Here is a 23,116-nt window from a genome sequence, read left to right on the forward strand (position 1 = left end):
TAAAAAATCACCACTTCCCTTTTTTGTGATCTCTGATATACTCGCCGCCGCTTTTTAGTTCTTTAACATCTGTTGGGAAGATCCTATGCATCCTATGCTTAATATTGCCATTCGTGCTGCACGAAAGGCTGGTGACCATGTCATTAAATCTTTAGAAAAAACTCAAGCAATCACTGTTGCAAAAAAAGGCAATGACGTTGTTACTAATATCGATCTTGAAGCGGAAGCTATCATCATCGAGACAATCCTTAAGTCTTACCCAGACCACTGCATCACAAGTGCAGAATCTGGTGTTGTTAAAGAAGGCCGAGATAAAGATTGTCAGTGGATCATTGACCCAATAGATGGCACTCGTAACTTCTCTCGTGGTTACCCTCACTATGCAATTTCTGTTGCACTACGCATGCGTGGTCGTACTGAAGTTGCTGCAGTATACGATCCTTCTCGTAACGAGCTATTCACGGCAACTCGTGGCGCTGGTGCTCAAATCAACAGCCAACGTATCCGTGCAACTGAACCTCGTAACCTAGCTGAAACTGTTGTTGCTACAGGTCTTCCTTTCGCAGCTAAACAGCACGCTGAAAGCTTCCAAAAAATCCAGGGCGCTCTATTTGTAGAGTGTGACGATATGCGTCAATCTGGTTGTAGCGCTCTTGACCTATGTTACCTAGCAGCAGCTCGCGTTGATGCTGTTGTTAAACTAGGTCTTAAGCCTTGGGAAATCACTGCAGGTGAACTAATCGCTCGTGAAGCTGGTGCTATCTGTACTGACTTTACAGGCAACACTAACTACCTAACTTCAGGTAACCTTGTTGCTGGTAACGCTCGCGTAGTTAAGTCTATCTTAGCTAAAATCCGTGAAAACGGTAGCGAAGCACTAACTAAGTAAGTTTTTATTTAGTTAAAAGAACGCCCCAAATGGTATTCATTACCTTTGGGGCGTTTTTGTATCTAAAGTGGAGAAGTTGTGATGTTAGAAAAGAAAAAAGAGAGCTTCACAGAACAAGAGCGGGCATCAATTTTTAGAACCCTTGATGAATCGCGAACAGATCGTAAATCAAGAAAAATAAGAAAGCGTCCGAAACAGGCCGATTAGGTCATGATGATGAAATAGTTATTTCTGTTCACCGTAACAACATCATTAATAGATAATTTCTCAGCCTATAAAATCAAGCTGTTGTGATGTTGTTAATTGGGATTTCGATCTTGGAGTGCATGAAAAATCTTCGTACGACAATACGATTAGATAAAAACACCTATTCGAATCACGTTATGATTTGAATAGAGCGACTAATCAAATCATCTTGAACCAACTATGCAACCCTAATAGATTGGAGCACATTCAAAAAAGAAAACGCCACAGCCTTAAAAAGACAAATAACATGGGTAGGCCGTTTGTACTCAGTGAGAAAATAAGCTTCATCAATAAGTTCGATGGGAAGTAAATCATAACGTTAGAGCTTAAAAAGCATCCATAAAAAAATCCAAGTGCATTAAATACACTTGGATTTTTACGCATCTATAGGATCATTTAACCGATCCTTTTGAGCTTAACGGAGCGGCAATCGCTCCGTTTTCTTATAGAATCATCAATCAATGCGATTATGGCATTGCGTCAAATTCTTCACCTTCTTTCTCAACTTGAGGCGGCATTAAGTGCTCACGGGTAATACCCAGTTTCAGCGCTAATGCAGAAGCCACATAGATAGAAGAGTAAGTACCGACCGTAATACCAATCAGAAGCGCCATTGCAAAACCGTGGATCATGGTTCCGCCTTTTAAGAACAAGGCAATAACCACAAATAACGTTGTACCCGATGTAATTAAGGTACGACTTAATGTTTGCGAAATAGAGCTATTGATGATGTCACTTGCATTGCCTTTACGCATCTTACGGAAGTTTTCACGGATACGGTCAAATACAACAATGGTGTCGTTAAGTGAGTAACCAACAACCGTCAACAGTGCCGCAACAATGGTAAGATCGACTTCTACTTGTAAGAAAGAGAAAATACCAACCGTGATGATAACATCGTGAGCCAATGACATTACCGCACCAGCAGCTAAACGCCATTCGAAACGAAGTGATACATACATCAAGATACAAAGCAGAGAGATCAAGATAGCTAAGCCACCCGCCTCTGCCAGTTCATCGCCCACGTTAGGACCAACAAACTCAATACGACGCATCTCAACGTTTTGCCCAGTGCCCTCTTTTAAGGCTGAGATAATCTGCCCACCAAGCACTTCACCTTTCACCCCATCACGAGGCTGCAGGCGTACCATCACGTCACGAGCAGTACCAAAGTTTTGGACTACCGCATCACCAAAATCCGCTTTCTCTAACGCTTCACGTATTTGACCTAAGTTAGCTGGGTTCTCAAAGCTAACTTCAATCAGCGTACCGCCAGTGAAGTCTAGACCCCAATTTAACCCTTTGGTTGCCACTGTCGCGATAGATAGGGATACCATTAAGATCGAAAAAGCAAAAGCCAGTTTCGACCAGCGCATAAAGTCGATCACTTTGTCCGCATTCAATAATTGTCTCATTTTCTGCGTCTCCTTAGATCGACAACTTATCTATGCGCTTACCGCCATAGAGCCAGTTAACAACAGCACGGGTACATACGATTGCAGTAAACATCGATGTTAAGATACCGATAGATAGTGTTACCGCAAAACCTTTAATCGCACCTGTACCTACCGCAAAGAGAATAATTGCTGTAATTAAGGTGGTGATATTGGCATCGGCAATCGTACTGAAAGCGTTCGCATAACCTTGCTGGATAGCTTGTTGTGGACTTCGCCCTTCTCGCAATTCTTCACGAATACGCTCAAAGATAAGAACGTTAGCATCCACCGCCATACCTACGGTTAATACAATACCTGCGATACCTGGGAGAGTCATGGTTGCACCTGGAATCATCGACATAATGCCAATGATCAGAACCAAGTTCATAGCCAATGCGAGGTTAGCGATCAGACCAAACGCCTTGTAGTACACAAGTGTAAAGATCATTACGGCAACCATACCCCAAATACACGCTTGAACACCCATATCGATGTTCTGCTGACCCATAGATGGACCAATGGTACGCTCTTCAACAATTGAGATTGGCGCAATCAAAGCACCAGCACGCAATAGTAAAGATAGGTTGTGCGCTTCAGCTTGAGTATCGATACCCGTGATACGGAAGTTACGACCTAAAGCCGTCTGAATCGTTGCTTGGTTGATCACTTCTTCGTGTTTTTCCAACACAACTTTACCATCAGGTGAACGCTTGCCGCTGTCTTTGTACTCGGTAAATACTGTTGCCATGAGTTTGCCAACATTATTACGCGAGAACGCTGTCATTTTGCTGCCGCCTTCGCCATCTAGAGAGATGTTAACCTGAGGACGACCGTATTCATCGGCACTAGAACTTGCATCAGTAATGTGTGAACCCGATAGGATAACGCGCTTCTTCAACACAACTGGACGCTCATCACGGGTAAATTTCACTTCACTACCCGCAGGAACTCGACCAGCCGCTGCCGCACCAAGATCGGCTGAGCTATCAACTTCACGGAATTCAAGTGTCGCTGTTGCACCCAAGATTTCTTTTGCACGAGCAGTATCTTGTACGCCAGGTAATTCAACCACGATACGGTTAGCACCTTGGCGTTGAACTAGAGGCTCTGCCACACCTAACTCATTAACACGGTTACGTAAGATAGTGATGTTTTGATCAACTGCGTAATTACGAATTTCCTGCAAACGGGCTTCAGTAAAAGTGGCGGTAAGAAGGTAACGTCCTTTGCTATCGTTTTCGACAAACACCATGTCAGGATGCAGCTTTTCAAGTGCATTTTTGGCTTGTTCTACTTGCTCTGCATCACGAAGACGTACAACAACAGAATCTTTGGTTTTGTCGATGGCTCGATAACGAATTTTCGCTTCGCGTAATTCAGTACGGAACGTATCTTCTTGTTGACCAAGAAGCTTTTCCATCGCCGCGTCCATATCCACTTCCATTAAGAAGTGAACACCACCACGAAGATCCAGACCCAACTTCATTGGGTTTGCGCCAATATCTTCAAGCCACTTAGGTGTAGCTGGTGCTAGGTTTAAAGCAACAACATATTGTTCACCAAGGTCTTGGTTTAGAAGATCGCGAGCGCTGATCTGAGTATCAGTGTCATTGAATCGGACGAGAACTGTGCCTTTTTCTAAAGCAACAGATTTATAAGAGATGTGATTTTTTTTCAAATCGGCGGTGATAGTATCCAAAGCGGCCATATCAACCGAGGCGCCACGCGCCCCGGTGATTTGTATCGCTGGATCTTCACCGTATACATTGGGAAGTGCATAAAGCAAACCGATGATCAGTGAGAACACGACCAACAGGTTCTTCCACAGGGGATAACGGTTAAGCACTGCTATGATCCTTCAAAGCGAATAAGTGTTTATTTTTGAAGTCTTATAGAGACTTCATAGTGCCTTTTGGTAGCACTGCAGTTACGAAGTCTTTCTTGATAGTTACTTCAGTAGAATCGTTAAGTGCAATCACGATGTAATCGCTTTCTGCAGACACTTTAGTGATTCGACCAAGTAGGCCACCATTAGTTAGAACTTCGTCACCTTTACCCATGGACGCCATCAGGTTTTTGTGCTCTTTCACACGCTTAGCCTGTGGACGATAAATCATGAAATAGAAAATAACAGCGAACAGACCAAGCATGATAAATAGCTGCATGCTACTACCTTGAGGTGCTGCGCCTTCAGCTGCTGCGTAAGCATTAGAGATAAAAAGACTCATTTAATAACGTCCTCGTTTAACAATTAACCTTTTTGTAAAGGTGGTACTTCTCGGTTACGACGCGCGTAGAATTCTTCTACAAATGCATCGAAACGATCTTCTTCAATCGCCTTACGGATACTTGCCATCAAGCGCTGGTAGTAGCGAAGGTTATGGATAGTATTCAAGCGTGCACCTAGAATTTCATTACACTTATCTAGGTGGTGTAGATACGCTTTAGAATAGTTACGGCAAGTGTAACAGTCACACTGCGGATCTAAAGGCGTTGTATCTGTTTTATGTGACGCGTTACGAATCTTAACAACACCACCAGTCACAAATAGGTGACCATTACGTGCGTTACGAGTCGGCATTACACAGTCGAACATATCGATACCGCGACGAACACCTTCAACCAAGTCTTCTGGCTTACCCACACCCATTAGGTAGCGAGGCTTATCTTCTGGAAGCTGTGGACAAGTATGCTCTAGTACGCGGTGCATATCTTCTTTTGGTTCACCAACCGCCAGACCACCCACTGCGTAACCATCAAAACCAATCTTAGTTAGGCCTTCAACAGAAACGTCACGTAGATCTTCGTAAACACCACCTTGTACGATACCAAACAGTGAGTTTTGGTTATCTAGCTTATCAAAGTGGTTACGGCTACGTTGAGCCCAACGAAGAGACATTTCCATCGACTTTTTCGCTTCGTCGTGTGTCGCAGGATATGGCGTACACTCGTCGAAGATCATTACGATATCAGAACCTAGGTCTTTTTGGATTTCCATCGACTTTTCTGCGTCCATGAAAATCTTGTCACCGTTTACAGGGTTACGGAAATGCACACCTTCTTCAGTGATCTTACGAATATCGCCTAAGCTAAATACTTGGAAGCCGCCTGAATCGGTAAGGATAGGACCTTGCCATTGCATAAAGTCGTGCAGATCACCGTGTAATTTCATCACTTCTTGACCAGGGCGTAACCATAGGTGGAAAGTGTTACCAAGTAGAATCTGAGCTCCAGTATCTTTTACTTCTTCAGGAGTCATACCCTTAACAGTACCGTAAGTACCTACAGGCATGAAAGCTGGGGTTTCTACTGTGCCGCGTTCAAAGATCAAACGACCGCGACGAGCATTACCCTGCTTTTTGTCTAATTCAAATTTTAATTTCACAAAGGCCTCCAAAAGCCAGAGAAACAATCTGACGTTATTCCCATTACGGGACCCTACCCCACCAGCTTGAGCTCGAGAGGTTTCGCAAACTTGTTTGAGATAAAACCCAAAACAAGCCGCGGTATTCTATACCCAAGTGACTTCAAGATGCAGGATTCAGAGCGTTGTCACTGAACCTCGCTGCTTGAGGTTACTTGGGTATATGTCTATTGCGATTTTTACCGCATACAGACAACAAAGGCTGCCATTTTAACAAAAGCAGCCTTAATTCTCACTGAGTGATTGCAACTAAGCCAACATATATTAGCGAGTTTTAGCTTAGAAATATCACTTAGAGAAACTTTATTACATTTTTTATGTAAGCAACGATAAGTAAAGTATTACAGAGTCTTACGAGTCACAAACATAGAATCACCATAACTAAAGAAGCGGAATTGGTTTGCAACCGCATCTTTGTAAGCATTCATTGTATGCTCGTAACCAGCAAATGCGCTTACTAGCATGATCAAGGTTGATTCTGGTAAGTGGAAGTTAGTAATAAGAACATCCACTAATTGGAACTGGTAACCTGGGAAGATAAAGATCTCGGTATCGCCAAAAAATGGTTTTAATTCGGTCCCATTTTTTACTGCATCTTGTGCGGCACTTTCTAGTGAACGAACCGATGTTGTACCTACAGCCACAACGCGACCACCGTTTGCTTTGGTCTCATTGATTGCAGTCACAACCTCCTCTGGAACTTCCACATATTCAGAGTGCATGTGGTGATCATCGATATTATCAACACGTACAGGTTGGAATGTACCTGCACCAACATGCAAAGTCACAAATGCAAAGTTAACGCCTTTCTCTTTTAATGCTGCAAGTAGTGCATCATCAAAGTGAAGACCGGCTGTTGGAGCGGCTACTGCACCAGGTTTGGCATTATAAACCGTCTGGTAACGTTCTTTATCCGCATCTTCATCAGGACGATCAATATAAGGAGGAAGAGGCATGTGACCTACTTCATCCAAAATTTCTAATACGGTTTTATCACTGTTAAAACGGATTTCAAACAATGCATCGTGACGAGCAACCATTTCTGCTGAATACTCATCATTTTCGCCCAGCAATAACTCAGTACCCGGCTTTGGTGATTTTGATGCACGAACATGAGCGAGAATCGACTTCTCATCTAACATACGCTCAACAAGTACCTCTAACTTACCACCTGATGCCTTACGACCAAACATACGTGCAGGAATTACTCGTGTGTTATTAAAGATCATCAAATCGCCTGGATTAACCAGATCTAACACATCTTTAAATGTCTTATGCGCAATATCACCACTGTTACCATCAAGTTGCAGTAAACGGCTAGAAGTACGCTCAGGCTGAGGATAACGAGCAATTAGCTCATCCGGTAAGTCAAAATCAAAATCAGAAACTTGCATCATAATTAACCCTAATTTGCAGCAGGCAGGTAGTATATGCGACCTTTAGGCAATATCAAGGGCAAATAAGAAGCAAAGACTTACATTACGATAATCATCGTCTACGCCACGCCAAAAACATCACGCCAAGAAGAGTAAACCAAGAAAGTGAACCACCACTAGTATATTTATCAATATTATCCTCTAATTGTTGCAGTCCATCTTGGGCATCATCTAAAGCATCTTGAAACTCATCGAGCAAATCGCCATCTTCGTCGTAACGAGTAAAGGGATTTTCAGTAAACACCGCTTGATTACTTAGTTGGAGTTCCTCATCCATATGAGAGGCAATCCAAGAATAATAGTGTGACACCTCAGTATAACCACCAGGACGCTTACCATCGCAGCCATCACCAAAACTGACAATTCCCGCTAAACGTAAGCCATAATCACTGTCATTACTGTGTTGCGGATCTTGCCAAATAAGAGGGCCTCCTGAGTCTCCTAGGCAACTGTCTTGATCTTTCCATGGTGCGGTGGCTGCTGCACATAAAAATTGTGTGCTTTCATCGAGTGAAATAAAGCCCCCCCACAAGCTGCGACAAATGGAATCAGGAACACCAGAAAGCACCGTAGCCAGCAGTTGGGAAGAGCCAGAAGTGTCATTCAATGTTGGATCGGTACTTCCCCAACCAGAAACCAGAAGATTTCCTTCGCGGCTACCATTAGTAACCCAAGTTAAAGCAAATTGAGTATCCATCTCTTGCTGCTCATCAGGCTGTGTTAACGTAATTGGAATGGCATTTGATGTCACCTCATCAACTAAAGAAATGACCGCAATATCATTAATAAAAGTATCGCTATCAAACAAAGGATGAAGGTCAATGCGCTTAACGGGTAAAGATGAGCTATAGCTTGCTTGTGATGTCTGAGTAATTCCTGTCCAAACTGAGACTTGACTTGGAGTGACGATCTTATCGTTAAATTCTAAGCAATGTGCCGCGGTTAAAATGGTATGAGATCCAATCACAACCGCGCCACACGTGTAGGTTTGTCCCTGAGAATTTATCTTTAAGTAAGCCTGCCATGGCAGTGATGCTCCCGAACTACCACCAACAATTTTAGGTGTAACCAGAGCAAACACCGCAGAAGAGAAAAACATCACCCAGAATAGAGCAAACCGGAACAGCGTTTGGCTAATAAAAGAGTAATTGGATCTTTTCATAAAGAGCATCCTTGTCAGTGCACCGTCTTATTAATCGTAGACAAATAGTTACCAACACAAAACAAAATAAACACAAAATAACAACATTGATAAAGTTTGATACTCGTCATAGGCGAAACGGTATTTATTGAGTACAGTCAAAAGAAGCACAGAAAGGATGCAAAAAGCCCAAGGAGGTTGTTATGTTTACTGTTGCCGATATGATGACACCCAATCCTCATACCCTATCACCAGATCACACCTTAGATGATGCAAAGGACTTGATGCAGCTCTGTGGTATTCGTCATGTTCCTATTACCAATCATCAAGGTGAGTTAGTCGGCCTTATTTCACAGCGAGATATCTTAGCTGCACAAGAGTCAAGCCTTGAGTCAGCCGCACTAACGCAGACCCAAAGTGCACTTGATGCGTTAATTGGTGATTGTATGAACCCATCACTGCGCAGTGTTGATGTTCATGCAGGATTAAAAGAAGCAGCTATCTATATGCAAAAACATAAGATAGGTTGCTTACCGATACTTAAAGGCAAACAATTAATTGGCATTATTACTGATAGTGACTTTGTTTCTATTGCAATTAACTTGCTTGAATTACAAGAAGAAATTGACCCTATTGAACAAGATGATGATGCGGTCTTAGATCATGATTTTATTGATTAAAAGACTCTCATATCACTTATAGAAAAATAGCCGCAATGTTTATCACGGCTATTTTTTTACCTAGCATCTAACGCTCTTTATGATTATTTAAACTGATCTTCTTCTGTTGATCCGGTTAATGCCGTTACCGAAGAATTACCACCTTGAATAATATTGGTCATCTTATCGAAATAGCCCGTTCCCACTTCTTGCTGATGAGCAACAAACGTGTAGCCTTTATCTGCCGATTCAAATTCGCGACGCTGCACCATTTCAACATAATGACGCATACCTTCACCTTGTGCGTACGCATGGGCCAATTCAAACATGTTAAACCACATATTATGAATACCCGCTAAGGTGATAAACTGGTATTTATACCCCATATCCGAGAGAGCTTGTTGGAACTCAGCAATGGTTTTTGCATCAAGGTTTTTCTCCCAATTAAACGATGGAGAACAGTTATAAGCCAAAATCTGATCGGGATATTGCGCATGAATCGCCTCAGCAAATTTACGCGCTTCTTCTAAACACGGCGTCGCGGTTTCACACCACACCATATCAGCATACGGAGCATAAGCTAGACCACGTGCAATGGCTTGATCAATACCAGCACGAACACGATAAAAGCCTTCTGAACTACGCTCACCTACAATAAAATCTTTGTCATAAGGGTCGCAATCAGATGTTAATAAATCTGCCGCATTCGCATCGGTTCGCGCAATAACCAAAGTCGTGGTTCCTGCTACATCGGCCGCTAAACGTGCAGCAACCAATTTTTGCACCGCTTCTTGGGTTGGAACTAAAACCTTCCCTCCCATATGACCACATTTTTTCACCGAAGCGAGCTGATCTTCAAAATGAACCCCAGCCGCCCCGGCTTCTATCATATGTCGCATTAGTTCGTAGGCATTTAACACCCCACCAAATCCGGCTTCAGCATCGGCCACTATCGGTAAGAAATAATCAACACCCTCTTCTGGCGTTACACCGTTAGCCCACTGAATCTGATCTGCACGACGAAATGAATTATTGATTCGCTTAACCACAGCAGGGACCGAATCAACAGGATAGAGAGATTGGTCAGGATACATGGCCGATGCACTATTATTATCAGCAGCTACCTGCCAACCGGATAAATAGATCGCCTCAATACCCGCTTTGGCTTGCTGCACCGCTTGTCCACCCGTTAGAGCACCTAAACAGTTCACATACCCTTTTTTTGCACTGCCATTGATTAAATCCCATAGCTTGTCGGCTCCGCGTTGAGCAATGGTATGCTCAGGCAGTACTGAACCTCGTAAATTGACCACATCTTCAGCCGAATAAGTACGCTTTACATTTTTCCAGCGTGGATTTTCAGCCCAATCTTTTTCAATTGCTTCAATTAACTGTTGGCGTGTTAGTGTCATGTCTCATCCCTCATGCTAACCGCGATCACTCGCATCTCTATATCGTCTATTTCAATTTCATCTAATTCACTTTTATTTCATTAATCTAAATACTGATACCCAGGTAGAGTTAAAAAGGTTTCTAGCTCATCACTGGTTGTTATTTCATTCATAAATTTCGCCGCTTGCTGATAATTTCCCTGTTCAAAAATACGGCTACCTAATTCCTGCTCCAAGACAGCCATTTCTTCGGCAAGCATTTGCTCAAATAAGGCTTTAGTGACCACTTTACCGTTAGAAAGTGCTTTACCGTGTTTGATCCACTGCCAGATAGAAGCGCGAGAAATCTCTGCTGTTGCCGCATCTTCCATCAAGCCATAGATAGGTACACAACCATTACCTGAAATCCACGCTTCGATGTATTGCACAGCAACCCGAATATTGTGTCGCATTCCCTCTTCTGTACGATCTCCTTCACAAGGAGCCAGCAACTCGCTTGCTGTAATAGGAGCATCATCACTACGAGTCACATCCAATTGATTAGAGCGAGAGCCAAGAACTTGATCAAACACCGCTCGTGCAGTATCAGCTAAGCCAGGATGCGCAACCCACGTACCATCATGACCGTTATGGGCTTCTAATGATTTATCTGTTTGGATTTTATTTAGTACCCACGCGTTACGTTCAGGATCTTTATCGGGAATAAAGGCTGCCATTCCTCCCATCGCAAATGCACCACGACGATGGCATGTTTTAACTAACAGTCGGGAATAAGCATTAAGGAATGGTTTCTCCATGGTCACCACCTGGCGGTCTGGCAATACACGATCAGGATAGTTTTTTAAGGTCTTAATATAGCTAAAGATGTAATCCCAACGACCACAATTAAGGCCAACAATGTGCTCTTTTAGCGCATAAAGAATTTCATCCATTTCAAATACAGCAGGCAGCGTTTCAATCAATACGGTCGCTTTAATAGTGCCACGAGGTAACTCAAACAGATCTTCGGTAAAGCTAAAGATTTGGCTCCACCACGCCGCTTCTTGATGGGACTGCAATTTAGGCAGATAAAAATAGGGCCCACTGCCTTTTTCTAGTAAAGCTCGATGGTTGTGATAAAAATACAAGGCAAAATCAAGCAAAGCCCCCGGTATTGGCATTCCATTAAAATAGATATGCTTCTCAGGTAAATGCAGACCACGAACGCGACAAATAAGCACCGCGGGGTCATCTTTGAGTTGATAGTGTTTACCAGTTGTCGGGTTGGTATAACTTATTGAACCTAATATAGCATCACGTAAATTACGTTGACCTTGGATCACTTCATCCCAAACGGGAGAAAAAGAGTCTTCAAAATCGGCCATAAAAACTTTCACGTTGGCGTTAAGAGCATTAATCACCATTTTCCGTTCAACAGGCCCTGTGATTTCCACGCGACGATCTTGAAGATCTTTAGGAATCGATTGGATCTGCCACTCGCTATCACGGATAGATTGCGTTTCAGGTAAAAAATCGGGTAATTGACCATTATCAATCAGAGCTTGGCGCTGCTCACGGGCTTGGAGCAGATCAGATACCTGAGCAGCAAAGCGATCCGTTAACTGCTCAAGAAAAGACAGCGCTTCTGTTGTTAGAATCTCTTGTTGTGCATCGGTTATCGCCACCTGTAATGACAATTTCATTTGATGATTCATTGGCATTGTCATAGCGCCCCTCATTTGTAAGTTAATAACCACTTCTAGTGGTAGCAGGTAATGAAAATAAGATCAAAAAAATTATTAACACTTTATAAACACTGCCGAAACAAAATCAGAAAAGCAACTAGACCAAAGTATGAAAAATAGAACAAAAGTAAATTAATTATTAATAATCAATAAAATACAAAAACTAGAGCAATAACTTAAAACACTAAATTAAAACAAAATACAGAGAATTACTTCAAACACCTGTAATACCCACTATGTGTAAGATGTTACGTAATTAAATTACAGAAATTATCTTAACTATAAATAAAGAAAATACGTTTTAAACACAGAGCTACTTAACTTTTATAAGAATTTTTCGAATAAACAGAGGATTAAAATGAAGAAGGAATCATATTCAAACAAGAATCAATTTAAGACGAATAAATGGATATGAATTAGTTTGCAAAGCGAAACATAATTTATCTACAAAAGAGAGATTTTTATCATTTTCCCCGCAAAGAGAAACATCACTAAGAACATACAGATAATTCTTAAATAATACAAAATATTAGCAGTTAACACTAAATTTCAGATTATCGGTAAAGATTCACATGGCAGGAATAAAAAAAGAGGACATAAAGCCCCCTTCGTTCATTAGATATGATCTTAAGTGTCGTATCAAAGAAGATCCGACACAATCTCAGCCAGCTGATTAAAGACATGAGTACGGCTAGAGGTTGGTCGCCACACTAAACCAATCTCACGGTACGCTTCCTGACCTGGCGGCTCTAATACAACCAGATTTTGGTTATCCAAGATCCCGTGTTCAATTGCCATTTGTGGAATAAAGGTCGTACCTAAACCATTTGCAACCATTTGTACCAAGGTATGCAAACTGGTTGCAGTAAAGGGGTTGATCTTCTCCTTGGTTGTTAACTTACATGCCGATACCGCGTGATCAGTCAGACAGTGCTCTTTCTCTAGTAGAAATACTGACTCATCGGGTAAATCAGCATATCGTAATGGAACCGTTACGCTATTAGCTTGCTGTTTGCTAATCACCATTTTAAAAGCATCACGACCCACAACCTTGCTGTGCATGCCATTAATCTCAACCGGTAAAGCTAAAATTAAGACATCCATTTCACCACTTCGTAGTGCCGCTAAAAGGTTTGTTGTGGTATCTTCACGCAACAATAGATGCAAGTTAGGGTGAAGTCGATTCACTTCTTGCACTAAATCACACAATAAAAATGGAGCAATGGTTGGAATGCATCCAATACGAAGCTGGCCTTCCATCGCGTCACCACGACAGCTTGATAGCTCAACCAAGTCTTGAGATCGAGCCAGCAATTCACGCGCTCGGGTCACAACTTGATCGCCAGTTGCTGTAAATACCAACGACTTGTTATCTCGCTCAATAAGTTGGCAGTCGAGTAATTCTTCTAAATTTTGAATTCCTGAGCTCAAGGTTGATTGGCTCACGAAACACTTCTTTGCCGCCTCACCGAAGTGACGCGTTTCAGATAAAGTGACTAAATAATGCAGCTGCTTAAGTGATGGAAATTTATTCATCGTTATTTTCGATTACTTCAATCTATTTATTCCGCTTTTTCCAATCTACCAGTTTCGCTATAGTTTGTCTCGCACGAGTAAGGAGCCAATTCAAAAATTGGTAACAAACCAGAATTTTAGGAGCACCAAAATGGTACTAGTAGGTCGTCAAGCACCAGATTTTACTGCTGCAGCTGTTCTAGGTAACGGCGAAATCGTTGATAACTTCAACTTTGCAGAATTCACTAAAGGTAAAAAAGCGGTAGTTTTCTTCTATCCACTAGACTTCACTTTCGTATGTCCTTCTGAGCTAATCGCTTTTGACAAGCGTTTTGAAGATTTCCAAGCTAAAGGCGTAGAAGTAATTGGTGTTTCAATCGACTCTCAGTTCTCTCACAACGCATGGCGTAACACTGCTGTTGAAAACGGCGGTATTGGTCAAGTTAAATACCCGCTAGTTGCTGATGTGAAGCACGAAATCTGTAAAGCATACGACGTAGAGCACCCAGAAGCTGGCGTTGCTTTCCGTGGCTCTTTCCTAATCGACGAAGATGGCATGGTTCGCCACCAAGTAGTAAACGACCTACCTCTAGGCCGTAACATTGATGAAATGCTACGTATGGTTGACGCACTAAACTTCCACCAGAAACACGGTGAAGTATGTCCTGCACAGTGGGAAGAAGGTAAAGCTGGTATGGACGCATCTCCAAAAGGTGTTGCCGCTTACCTATCTGAGCACACTGAAGATCTAGGTAAGTAATTACCTATAGTGCCACGCTCAACGGCACTTAAACTAACGAACGCATATGCGTAAAGCCAAAGTTAGCTTAAAATAAAAAATTATGAGGCCCGGATACACCGGGCCCTTTTTTATCCAAATTTTATTACCCTACTCTTTCTTCTTATCAGTTGTAATAAAAATCATCTCAAGCTCTCATTCTCTTATCTAACTGTTCGTCTCTTTTTACCAATTCCTCTACACTGAGACCCCCTTTCTCGCTATTTTGTATTAAATAATGACTTTCCAACTTGAAGTTTGTATCGACAATATTGAATCTCTTCATCTAGCTCAACAAGGTGGTGCAACCCGCATTGAGCTGTGCTCATCTCTTGCTTTAGGTGGATTAACGCCAAGTTTTGGTTTTATGCAAGCCGCCGTCAAATATGCCCAAGTTCCAGTCTATGCCATGATTCGACCTCGCCAAGGGGATTTCCTTTTTACCGATCAAGACATGGAAATTATGCTGGCTGATGTACATGCAGCAAAGCAAGCAAACTTATCTGGTGTTGTGCTTGGCGTTCTTACCGATCAAGGACAGGTCGATAAAGACCAATTAAAGGCATTAATCCATCAAGCACAAGGCATGGGGGTGACGTTCCATCGCGCCATCGATCAATGTATCGACCCTATGGCAACTCTTGATATTTTGATGTCTCTAGGTTGTGAGCGAATTCTTACTTCAGGCCTTAAAGCCAACGCTTATGATGGTAGAGATACGCTAAAAGAAATGGTGACATATTGTGGTGAGCGACTGGCTATTATGGCGGGAGCTGGTGTGACTGCAGAAAATGTTGGGCAGATTATTTCAGCTACCGGAGTTAGAGAAATTCATTTATCGGGTAAAACGACCCGACCAAGTCTTATGAAAAAATACTCCAATCAAGCCTATATGGGTAATGCTGATATTGACGATTTCGCAATCCCAGTAACGGACGCTAATAAAATTGCAGCGGTTGCCAAGCAGTTGTTTTAATTAAAGTATCGAGTAACTTGGGTATATAGCCTTATATCCAAGTTACTTATGTATAGAACTCAAACCTAGACTCTCCTTTTCATTCATTTCTCAACACCTCATAAACATCTTTTATTATCTTTAATCCATCCCGCTTATTAATAAATTTGATTCAATATTGATATAAAGAGTTGTAATTAGATGAATTAATTAAATATTTTTATTATTCCTCTCGTCGAAACGGATAAGACAATAACAAGAGCAGGACGCTCATTTAGTGATTTATCAATTAATTATGACGAGAGTTCCAAATGAAAAAAACGACTATTGCCCTATCTCTTTCTATGTTGATGTCTTCAATGGCGATTGCAGCTACACCAAGCAATCCGATTGAGCAACCAAAACCATCACATCCAATTGAAAATGTAAGACCAACACAACCTATTGAGGCAGCACCTAGTAATCCTATTGAACCACCAAAGCCAACACATCCGATTGAGAATGTAAGACCAACACAACCTATTGAGGCTGCGCCTAGTAATCCTATTGAACCACCAAAACCAACACACCCGATTGAGAATGAAAAACCATCTCAACCTATTGAGGCTGCGCCAGAAAACCCAATTGAAAATACGAAGCCATCAAAGCCAATAGAAGCTGCGCCTGAGAACCCAATTGAAGTTCCAGCAACACCAGAACAACCCATTGTTGCTGACCCTGATTTTGGCGTGACACCAAAATCAAATGATACTGTGCGTATTGATAACTTAGAAAAATCTTTCCAATCTTTTGCCGAAGAAACACAACGTAAGTTCAGTGAATTAGATGAGCAAATGGATGGGGTAAGAGCGGGTTTACATGCAGTAACTAATGCTCGTCCATACGTTGCCAATGGTCAATTTGCAGTCGGTGCAGGTGTAGGATTTGCAGGCTCAAAAGAAGCTTTAGCCCTTGGTGGTGCTTATGGAATCAACGAAAACTTAAGTGTATCAGGAACTTTCCATTACGAAACGAGCGGTAAATACTCGTCATCAGAAGTCGCAGGCGGTGTCGGTTTACAATACAGCTTTAACTGAAACGCAGTTAACTAATTGAAATATAGCAACAATAACAAAATCAGCATGAATGTTATATCCACTCAATTTTGACCATTTGGTTACTCTCGCCCTTCGTTTACCTTTAGAAGGGCTTTTTTGCATTAAAAAAGGTCGCCACATTTACGATGCTGGCGACCTTCTTGTTTCTTGTATAGATTAATCGAGCATAGTACCAAAATCATCTGGTTTGGTATGGCGAACGTCTTTACCCTTCACAAAGTAGATAATGTACTCACAAATGTTTTGACAGCGATCACCCACTCGCTCAATAGAACGTGCCGCCCACATCACTTTCATTACATTAGGAATTGAGCTTGGATCTTCCATCATATGGGCCATTAGCTGTCTGACTATCGACTCATACTCTTGATCAATTCGATCATCTTCTTGGTACACTTCTATTGCGGCTTTAACATCCATACGAGCAAACGCATCTAACACCTCATGCAGCATTCGAACCGTATGCTGACCAAGAGATTCTAAAGAAACCAATAGGTTATATTGCTTATTGCTAAAGCTCTCTAATGCGACTTTAGCAATGCTTTCTGCCACATCGCCAATACGCTCAAGATCAGTAATTGTTTTTATAATGGCAATAACCAAACGTAAATCGCTTGCGGTTGGTTGTCGCTTTGCAATGATCCGAGTACAGGCTTCATCAATGGCAACTTCCATCGAGTTTACTTTATGATCTTCAATAATCACCCGTTTGGCCAAATCAGCATCTTGCTTATGTAGTGCTTTTAATGCATCGGCAAGCTGCTGTTCGACTAGGCCACCCATCGCCAATACATGAGTTCGAATACTTTCTAACTCATGGTTAAACTGTCCTGATATATGACGACCTAAACTGATATTGCTTAGCACGGTATAATAACTCCTTAACCGTAACGACCTGTAATGTAGTCTTCTGTGCGTTTTTCTCTTGGGGTGGTAAAAATATCATTAGTGCTGGCGTATTCTACCAATTCTCCCATATGCATAAAGGCAGTTTGATCCGATACTCGAGCGGCCTGCTGCATATTATGAGTCACAATAATAACGGTATATTTGGTTTTTAGCTCATTAATCAGCTCTTCAATCGTCAATGTTGAGATAGGGTCCAACGCAGATGTTGGCTCATCTAACAATAGCACTTCAGGCTCTATTGCTATGGCTCGAGCAATGACTAAGCGCTGCTGCTGCCCCCCAGAGAGACCAAAGGCATTTTCATGTAGTCGGTCTTTAACTTCATCCCATAACGCCGCACCACGCAAAGAACTTTCGACCGCATCATCAAGCACTCGTCTATCCTTTACACCTTGTAGTCGTAACCCATAAACCACATTTTCATAAATAGACTTAGGGAAAGGATTCGGGCGCTGAAAAACCATTCCAACTCGACGTCGTAACGCGGCAACATCAACCTGTTTATCATAGATATTTTGACCATTTAATACGATCTTGCCATCAATATGACACTCTTCAACCAGATCGTTCATCCGGTTAATGCAGCTTAATAAGGTCGATTTACCACAGCCAGAAGGCCCGATAAAAGCCGTCACTTGGCCTTTCGCTATACGCATATTGATATCAAATAGCGCTTGAGATTTACCATAAAACAAGTTTAACCCTTCTATGGAAAGCGCGGTTTGCTCTTCGGGTAACGAGGTTAAATCTAATGATTGATATAACCCTAATGTCGGATCTATGGTTAACATAAAATACGGGTCCTTAACATTGCTCGCTACTGTTCCAAAGTGCGGTACTTTTCTCGTAAATAGTTACGAATGCCAATGGCAGTTAAATTCAAACTGATAATCACAGTCACTAATAAAAATGATGTCGCATAAACTAAAGGTCTTGCCGCTTCTACATTTGGGCTTTGAAAAGCAACATCATAAATATGATAGCCCAGATGCATGAATTTACGATCTAAGTGAACATAAGGAAAATGCAAATCAACAGGTAACGTCGGAGCCATTTTTACAACCCCCACCAGCATTAATGGCGCGACTTCACCAGCGGCTCGTGCGACGGCCAAAATCAACCCGGTCATAATTGCAGGACTTGCCATAGGTAATACGATACGCCATAACGTTTCAGACTGCGTTGCCCCTAATGCTAATGAGCCATTGCGTACTGAATTGGGAATGCGGGCCAATCCTTCTTCGGTTGAGACAATCACCACAGGTAATGTCAAAATGGCTAAGGTTAATGCCGACCACAAAACTCCTGGTGTACCAAATGTCGGCGTTGGCAGCTGGGCAGAAAAGAACAAGTCATCGATAGTTCCGCCCACCATGTAAACAAAGAAGCCTAGGCCAAAGACCCCATACACAATAGAAGGTACGCCAGCTAAATTGATAACGGCAATTCGAATCACTTTAGTAAATGCATTCTTCTTTGCGTACTCATGCAGATAAACAGCCGCCATGACACCAAGGGGGGTCACTATAATACTCATCAGCAGCACCATAAAAACCGTACCGAAAATGGCTGGAAAGACACCACCCTCAGTATTAGCCTCTCGCGGTTCTTCACTGAGAAACTTACCGACTTGATGGCCCCAATGCGCTATTTTTTCGATTAAGGTCAGGTTATTTGGCTGCCAGACATCCAACACTTGATCCATTGGCAGTTTGACTTGCTGTCCCTGACTATTGCGAACAATGATCCCGCTATCAGCAAGTTGATTTTGTAATGAAAACAGATGACCTTCCATCTGCTTATATTCCAACTCTAACTGACGACGTTGACGCTCATACTGCTGTATTTTGTCCGGCTCAGCCTGTCCTTTTAGCTCCGCTTTTCGATGTTGAATACGTAGCTGTTCCAATTGCCAATTGACGTTTGCAATCTCAACTTGCTGCAACTGCTCAAGATCGTGACGGAGCTGTAAGGTTTTCTCTTTTAACTGGAGATAATCATGAAAAGGCAGTTCAACCTTACCTTCATAAATCGCCACCGGATAACCGTAGAATTTGCCATTTTTATCACGATCGACCACCACCACATTATCGGCTAGTTGTTGCTGAACAATATGAGTACTCAGAACAGTGACAAAGTCTGAGCCATTTTGCTCACGGTTGCCTACTTTAATCACATAGCGAGTAATATCATCTAAGTTTGCGGGATCCAGTTGAACCCCAGCTTCCAGCAATTGTTGCCTAGAGATCACTTGCTGATCGTAAATCTCACCTAATAATGAATGTGTTTTTCCATTCGATGTAATATCAAATCGATAGACTGAATCTGGCCAGAAGTAACTCAGCCCCTTCCAGCCTATCAAAAGTAGCAATCCTAATACGGCAAGCAAACTCACACTGACTGAGCCTGCTGTGAGCCAAATCCAAGGAGCACCGGATTTAAACCATTTAATCATTATTCTTTTTCTTTTCCTTCTGCCAGAGACTATAAAGAACGGTATTTTTCTCTTAATCTCTGACGTACTAGCTCAGCAATGGTATTAAAGACAAATGTGGCGACAAACAAGACAAATGCCGCTAAAAACAGCACGCGATAATGAGAACTCCCCACTTCCGATTCTGGCATCTCAATCGCAATAGTCGCGGCTAATGTTCGCATCCCTTGCAAAATATTCCAGTCCATCACAGGCGTGTTCCCGGTCGCCATTAAGACTATCATGGTCTCTCCCACCGCACGTCCTAATCCCATCATAACCGCAGAGAAAATACCTGGGCTGGCAGTTAAAAGAACCACTTTGGTTAAGGTCTGCCAATGGGTTGCACCAAGAGCAAGAGAACCATTAGTTAAATGTTTAGGGACAGAAAAAATCGCATCTTCAGCAATAGAAAATATGGTCGGAATAACCGCAAAGCCCATCGCAATACCCACGACAAGTGCATTGCGCTGATCATAACCAATCCCTAATTCATTGGTGACATAACTTCTGACATCACCGTGAAACAGCCACTGCTCAATCCAAGGACTTATTGCAAAACAGCCATAAGTAAGCAGAGCAATAACCGGCATCAATAAAGCAATGTGCATCCCATTAGGAATTTTATGACGCCAACGTCCAGGTAAAATAGACCACAATAGCCCAACCAATAACATGGTAAGAGGAAACAAAACCAAGATCATTACAATGCCTGGTAGATGTTTTTCCACGATCGGAGCCAGCCAAATACCAGCAAGAAAACCCAGGATAACCGTTGGTAATGCTTCCATCAGTTCAATGGTTGGTTTTACAACACGACGCATCTTACTGGACATAAAATACGCGGTATAAATTGCCCCACCCAATGCTAAAGGTATAGCAAAAAATAGCGCATAAATTGCCGCTTTAAAGGTACCAAAAACGATTGGTACTAAGCTGAGTTTTGGCTCAAATTCATTACTAGCTGAGGTCGACTGCCAGACATAATCGGGCTCACTGTACCCCTCATACCACACTTTTTGCCATAATGACGATAAGCCAATCTCTGGATGTAAATTATCAACACTATAACTTTTCCACTGTTCGCCATTTAGTGTTAAGAGCAAATTGGCTCGGGGAGAAATAGCGACAAAATCGGGTAAGGACGTAAACAGTTTTTGCTGATAAATAATGTTATGTTCAGAGGTAAAATATGCTGAGACAGTCCCATCTTGCTGAATGGCGTAAAATCCCTTACGAAAATACTCAGGGATCAACTTATAAATTGGGCTGGCAGAAAATTCAAACTCTCGGGCATAAACAAGAGTGCGCTTGCCATCTTTCACCACTTCAAACCACTGATTAACGGTATTATCACTGTTTACCAATAGCAATGATTGTGCACCAGAAAGTAAGTACATACCAACCGGGATAGTCTTATCATCAGAAACACTGAGCACTTGACGAATCATGGCCTGCTGCTTAGTTAGCTTAACGACATAGAGTTCTTTACCACTAAGGGCATATAAGGTCTTGCCATCAGGCGTCACATCAAAATCAGTTACATTGGCAGGCAATCCAATAATTGGGTAACGATTATACTGCCATTGATGTTGACTGCTATCGAGCCCATGAGTCCAAAAAACCATGGCATAAAACTGGCCCGACTGAGTCTTACCCACTAAGGCAGCATCACCTTCTCGTCCTGAAATCGCCAATTTCACCAAAGGATCGTCCACTGGCGCTAACTGTAGTGCTTGCTTGCCAGCCGGATAGAGTAACTCTGGTACAACGGTTTTATGACCATCAGCAAAATGCGTGACAAAATCCGGTTTGACCACCATAGCTTGCCCTTGTTCATTGCCGTATACAAACAACTGATCCCGCGGCAAGCTTGCAGCAAAGGCTGTTGGGTTAGTGATGACTGACTTTGTTGTTACTAAATGGCTTTGTTGAGAAGCTGCGCGATCTTGCTCGGTTAGCGTTTTTTCAGCCTGAAATAAACGAACAAAATCGACCGTTCCTTCAAATGAAAATCGATACGCTAATTGATTATTATCATCCGTACCAAGAGCTGAGGTTTGCCCTTGTAGTGGCAGAGAAAATTGCTGTGAAGGTTTAACGGTGACCGAAGAAAAAATAGGGCCAATAACATAGAGCAAATAAAAGAAGATCAAAACCAAAGTAATAAGTACAGAAATACCGCCTGCAGTTACCCCTACTCGCGCCCAAGAATCTTTAATTCGGCGAAGTCGGTCACTGGCAAATAAAGAATCGGCATTAGCCATTATTACCTCGAATCGATTTATACGGTTAGCAATAGTAGAACGGTATTATGACACTTTTGTGACAAGTTTATTCCACTGCCATCATTTCGTTTTACCCTGTTTTTTAATTCGAACTATGCTTATTCAATAGCCCATCAATACACTTAATTTCACACTCGTTAATTCATTGACAAGGAATGTATTATGACCCAATTACTCGTGACCATTATCGGCCAAGATCGTACCGGCTTAGTCGAGCGTTTATCCGATACCGTTTACCAAAACCATGGCAACTGGCTACAAAGCTCACTAAGCCAACTGTCCGGACAATTTGCGGGGATTATTCAACTTGAAATAGAACCCCACCACATAATGCAACTTAGCCAAGCATTATCGCAAATAGATGAACTCCAGATCCATATTGTTGAAGCCCAAAGCCAAAAAACTGTTAGCTTTGACAACTATTTACTTCAGGTTACAGGTAATGACCGTCCCGGCATTATTAAAGAAGTGACAGCACATCTAACCCAATTAGGCATTAATATCATTAAACTGACCTCTCAAACCCAAAGCGCGCCCAACTGGGGCTATCCCATTTTCTCCGCTAATTTTGAGCTAGAGTTGCCAAACGCCTTAACAATAGGTGATGTACAAGCACACCTTGAACAACTTTCTGATGATCTCACCATGGATTTGTTAACGGCAGATGAAATAGCAACTGTTTAATTCGATTATAAATACCTTTTTGTTTCTATTTTTTCTATGATAGAAACATTCAATTGTCGAATAATACTCAC

At 42.1% G+C, this 23,116-nt stretch carries 20 protein-coding genes; 7 read left to right on the forward strand and 13 right to left on the reverse strand.

Going from position 1 to position 23,116, the window contains the following annotated elements:
- Window positions 1-85: 85 nt before the first annotated feature.
- Both suhB and CTN07_RS23210 read left to right on the forward strand, forming a co-directional pair.
- Window positions 86-889, forward strand: coding sequence for an inositol-1-monophosphatase (gene suhB, locus CTN07_RS02640; protein WP_005300799.1), 804 nt, complete (start codon window positions 86-88; stop codon window positions 887-889).
- An 81-nt stretch (window positions 890-970) separates the two neighbouring features.
- The gene (locus tag CTN07_RS23210; RefSeq protein ID WP_256593851.1) at window positions 971-1,096 is read left to right on the forward strand and encodes a hypothetical protein; all 126 of its coding nucleotides are present in this window, start codon (window positions 971-973) and stop codon (window positions 1,094-1,096) included.
- Between the two features lie 506 nt (window positions 1,097-1,602).
- Here CTN07_RS23210 and secF read toward each other — a convergent pair.
- The 6 genes from secF to CTN07_RS02670 all read right to left on the reverse strand — a co-directional run bounded on the left by secF (window position 1,603) and on the right by CTN07_RS02670 (window position 8,593).
- On the reverse strand, window positions 1,603-2,550 hold the full coding sequence (gene secF / locus CTN07_RS02645; RefSeq protein WP_036764321.1) for a protein translocase subunit SecF: 948 nt from the start codon (window positions 2,548-2,550) through the stop codon (window positions 1,603-1,605).
- Window positions 2,551-2,563: 13 nt separating this feature from the next.
- Window positions 2,564-4,417 (reverse strand): protein translocase subunit SecD, encoded by a 1,854-nt coding sequence (secD, locus tag CTN07_RS02650; protein WP_036764322.1) that lies wholly within the window; start codon window positions 4,415-4,417, stop codon window positions 2,564-2,566.
- Window positions 4,418-4,460: 43 nt separating this feature from the next.
- On the reverse strand, window positions 4,461-4,799 hold the full coding sequence (gene yajC / locus CTN07_RS02655) for a preprotein translocase subunit YajC (protein ID WP_005300808.1): 339 nt from the start codon (window positions 4,797-4,799) through the stop codon (window positions 4,461-4,463).
- Between the two features lie 23 nt (window positions 4,800-4,822).
- Window positions 4,823-5,956: a tRNA guanosine(34) transglycosylase Tgt gene (tgt, locus tag CTN07_RS02660; RefSeq protein ID WP_005300811.1), complete on the reverse strand. Its 1,134-nt coding sequence runs from the start codon at window positions 5,954-5,956 to the stop codon at window positions 4,823-4,825.
- A 380-nt stretch (window positions 5,957-6,336) separates the two neighbouring features.
- The gene (gene queA / locus CTN07_RS02665) at window positions 6,337-7,389 is read right to left on the reverse strand and encodes a tRNA preQ1(34) S-adenosylmethionine ribosyltransferase-isomerase QueA (protein ID WP_036764323.1); all 1,053 of its coding nucleotides are present in this window, start codon (window positions 7,387-7,389) and stop codon (window positions 6,337-6,339) included.
- A gap of 94 nt (window positions 7,390-7,483) precedes the next feature.
- Window positions 7,484-8,593, reverse strand: coding sequence for a trypsin-like serine protease (locus CTN07_RS02670; RefSeq protein ID WP_005300818.1), 1,110 nt, complete (start codon window positions 8,591-8,593; stop codon window positions 7,484-7,486).
- 182 nt (window positions 8,594-8,775) lie between these two features.
- On the opposite strand from CTN07_RS02670, the gene CTN07_RS02675 reads away from it, so the two are divergent.
- Window positions 8,776-9,252: a CBS domain-containing protein gene (locus CTN07_RS02675; RefSeq protein WP_036764324.1), complete on the forward strand. Its 477-nt coding sequence runs from the start codon at window positions 8,776-8,778 to the stop codon at window positions 9,250-9,252.
- Between the two features lie 83 nt (window positions 9,253-9,335).
- Here the strand turns inward: CTN07_RS02675 and aceA are convergent, their stop codons facing one another.
- The 3 genes from aceA to CTN07_RS02690 all read right to left on the reverse strand — a co-directional run bounded on the left by aceA (window position 9,336) and on the right by CTN07_RS02690 (window position 13,882).
- The gene (gene aceA, locus CTN07_RS02680; RefSeq protein ID WP_005300821.1) at window positions 9,336-10,643 is read right to left on the reverse strand and encodes an isocitrate lyase; all 1,308 of its coding nucleotides are present in this window, start codon (window positions 10,641-10,643) and stop codon (window positions 9,336-9,338) included.
- Between the two features lie 80 nt (window positions 10,644-10,723).
- Window positions 10,724-12,316, reverse strand: a complete 1,593-nt coding sequence (gene aceB / locus CTN07_RS02685; RefSeq protein ID WP_418005637.1) for a malate synthase A — start codon at window positions 12,314-12,316, stop codon at window positions 10,724-10,726.
- Between the two features lie 669 nt (window positions 12,317-12,985).
- Window positions 12,986-13,882, reverse strand: a complete 897-nt coding sequence (locus CTN07_RS02690; protein WP_005300827.1) for a hydrogen peroxide-inducible genes activator — start codon at window positions 13,880-13,882, stop codon at window positions 12,986-12,988.
- A 130-nt stretch (window positions 13,883-14,012) separates the two neighbouring features.
- Between CTN07_RS02690 and CTN07_RS02695 the strand changes: the two genes are divergently transcribed.
- The 3 genes from CTN07_RS02695 (at window position 14,013) to CTN07_RS02705 (ending at window position 16,670) form a co-directional block, all read left to right on the forward strand.
- Window positions 14,013-14,621: a peroxiredoxin C gene (locus CTN07_RS02695; RefSeq protein ID WP_005300830.1), complete on the forward strand. Its 609-nt coding sequence runs from the start codon at window positions 14,013-14,015 to the stop codon at window positions 14,619-14,621.
- A gap of 256 nt (window positions 14,622-14,877) precedes the next feature.
- Window positions 14,878-15,615 carry a copper homeostasis protein CutC gene (locus CTN07_RS02700; protein WP_005300834.1) on the forward strand — a complete coding sequence of 246 codons (738 nt, stop codon included), beginning with the start codon at window positions 14,878-14,880 and terminating at the stop codon, window positions 15,613-15,615.
- 290 nt (window positions 15,616-15,905) lie between these two features.
- The gene (locus CTN07_RS02705) at window positions 15,906-16,670 is read left to right on the forward strand and encodes a YadA C-terminal domain-containing protein (RefSeq protein ID WP_005300838.1); all 765 of its coding nucleotides are present in this window, start codon (window positions 15,906-15,908) and stop codon (window positions 16,668-16,670) included.
- Between the two features lie 177 nt (window positions 16,671-16,847).
- Here the strand turns inward: CTN07_RS02705 and phoU are convergent, their stop codons facing one another.
- Genes phoU through CTN07_RS02725 form a run of 4 tightly spaced genes read right to left on the reverse strand, consistent with a single transcriptional unit; the run spans window position 16,848 to window position 22,340 of the window.
- Window positions 16,848-17,558, reverse strand: coding sequence for a phosphate signaling complex protein PhoU (gene phoU / locus CTN07_RS02710; protein WP_005300841.1), 711 nt, complete (start codon window positions 17,556-17,558; stop codon window positions 16,848-16,850).
- 14 nt (window positions 17,559-17,572) lie between these two features.
- The gene (gene pstB, locus CTN07_RS02715; protein ID WP_005300843.1) at window positions 17,573-18,391 is read right to left on the reverse strand and encodes a phosphate ABC transporter ATP-binding protein PstB; all 819 of its coding nucleotides are present in this window, start codon (window positions 18,389-18,391) and stop codon (window positions 17,573-17,575) included.
- A gap of 26 nt (window positions 18,392-18,417) precedes the next feature.
- Window positions 18,418-20,055, reverse strand: a complete 1,638-nt coding sequence (gene pstA, locus CTN07_RS02720) for a phosphate ABC transporter permease PstA (protein WP_005300846.1) — start codon at window positions 20,053-20,055, stop codon at window positions 18,418-18,420.
- Between the two features lie 29 nt (window positions 20,056-20,084).
- Window positions 20,085-22,340 (reverse strand): ABC transporter permease subunit, encoded by a 2,256-nt coding sequence (locus CTN07_RS02725; RefSeq protein WP_005300849.1) that lies wholly within the window; start codon window positions 22,338-22,340, stop codon window positions 20,085-20,087.
- A gap of 183 nt (window positions 22,341-22,523) precedes the next feature.
- Between CTN07_RS02725 and CTN07_RS02730 the strand changes: the two genes are divergently transcribed.
- Window positions 22,524-23,045, forward strand: coding sequence for a glycine cleavage system transcriptional repressor (locus CTN07_RS02730; protein WP_036764327.1), 522 nt, complete (start codon window positions 22,524-22,526; stop codon window positions 23,043-23,045).
- Window positions 23,046-23,116 lie beyond the last annotated feature (71 nt).

The organism is Photobacterium damselae (genome assembly GCF_003026815.1).
In the GTDB taxonomy this organism is placed as follows: Bacteria; Pseudomonadota; Gammaproteobacteria; order Enterobacterales; family Vibrionaceae; genus Photobacterium; species Photobacterium damselae.

Bases quoted from the DNA above. Each gene is read 5' to 3' on its own strand.
- CTN07_RS02675 (WP_036764324.1), top strand. From the start codon at position 8,776: ATGTTTACTGTTGCCGATATGATGACACCCAATCCTCATACCCTATCA.
- CTN07_RS02670 (WP_005300818.1), bottom strand. From the start codon at position 8,593: ATGAAAAGATCCAATTACTCTTTTATTAGCCAAACGCTGTTCCGGTTT.
- CTN07_RS02730 (WP_036764327.1), top strand. From the start codon at position 22,524: ATGACCCAATTACTCGTGACCATTATCGGCCAAGATCGTACCGGCTTA.
- CTN07_RS02725 (WP_005300849.1), bottom strand. From the start codon at position 22,340: ATGGCTAATGCCGATTCTTTATTTGCCAGTGACCGACTTCGCCGAATT.
- secF (WP_036764321.1), bottom strand. From the start codon at position 2,550: ATGAGACAATTATTGAATGCGGACAAAGTGATCGACTTTATGCGCTGG.
- queA (WP_036764323.1), bottom strand. From the start codon at position 7,389: ATGCAAGTTTCTGATTTTGATTTTGACTTACCGGATGAGCTAATTGCT.
- pstA (WP_005300846.1), bottom strand. From the start codon at position 20,055: ATGATTAAATGGTTTAAATCCGGTGCTCCTTGGATTTGGCTCACAGCA.
- CTN07_RS02700 (WP_005300834.1), top strand. From the start codon at position 14,878: ATGACTTTCCAACTTGAAGTTTGTATCGACAATATTGAATCTCTTCAT.
- CTN07_RS02705 (WP_005300838.1), top strand. From the start codon at position 15,906: ATGAAAAAAACGACTATTGCCCTATCTCTTTCTATGTTGATGTCTTCA.
- aceA (WP_005300821.1), bottom strand. From the start codon at position 10,643: ATGACACTAACACGCCAACAGTTAATTGAAGCAATTGAAAAAGATTGG.
- pstB (WP_005300843.1), bottom strand. From the start codon at position 18,391: ATGTTAACCATAGATCCGACATTAGGGTTATATCAATCATTAGATTTA.
- CTN07_RS02695 (WP_005300830.1), top strand. From the start codon at position 14,013: ATGGTACTAGTAGGTCGTCAAGCACCAGATTTTACTGCTGCAGCTGTT.
- yajC (WP_005300808.1), bottom strand. From the start codon at position 4,799: ATGAGTCTTTTTATCTCTAATGCTTACGCAGCAGCTGAAGGCGCAGCA.
- suhB (WP_005300799.1), top strand. From the start codon at position 86: ATGCATCCTATGCTTAATATTGCCATTCGTGCTGCACGAAAGGCTGGT.
- CTN07_RS02690 (WP_005300827.1), bottom strand. From the start codon at position 13,882: ATGAATAAATTTCCATCACTTAAGCAGCTGCATTATTTAGTCACTTTA.
- aceB (WP_418005637.1), bottom strand. From the start codon at position 12,316: ATGAATCATCAAATGAAATTGTCATTACAGGTGGCGATAACCGATGCA.
- CTN07_RS23210 (WP_256593851.1), top strand. From the start codon at position 971: ATGTTAGAAAAGAAAAAAGAGAGCTTCACAGAACAAGAGCGGGCATCA.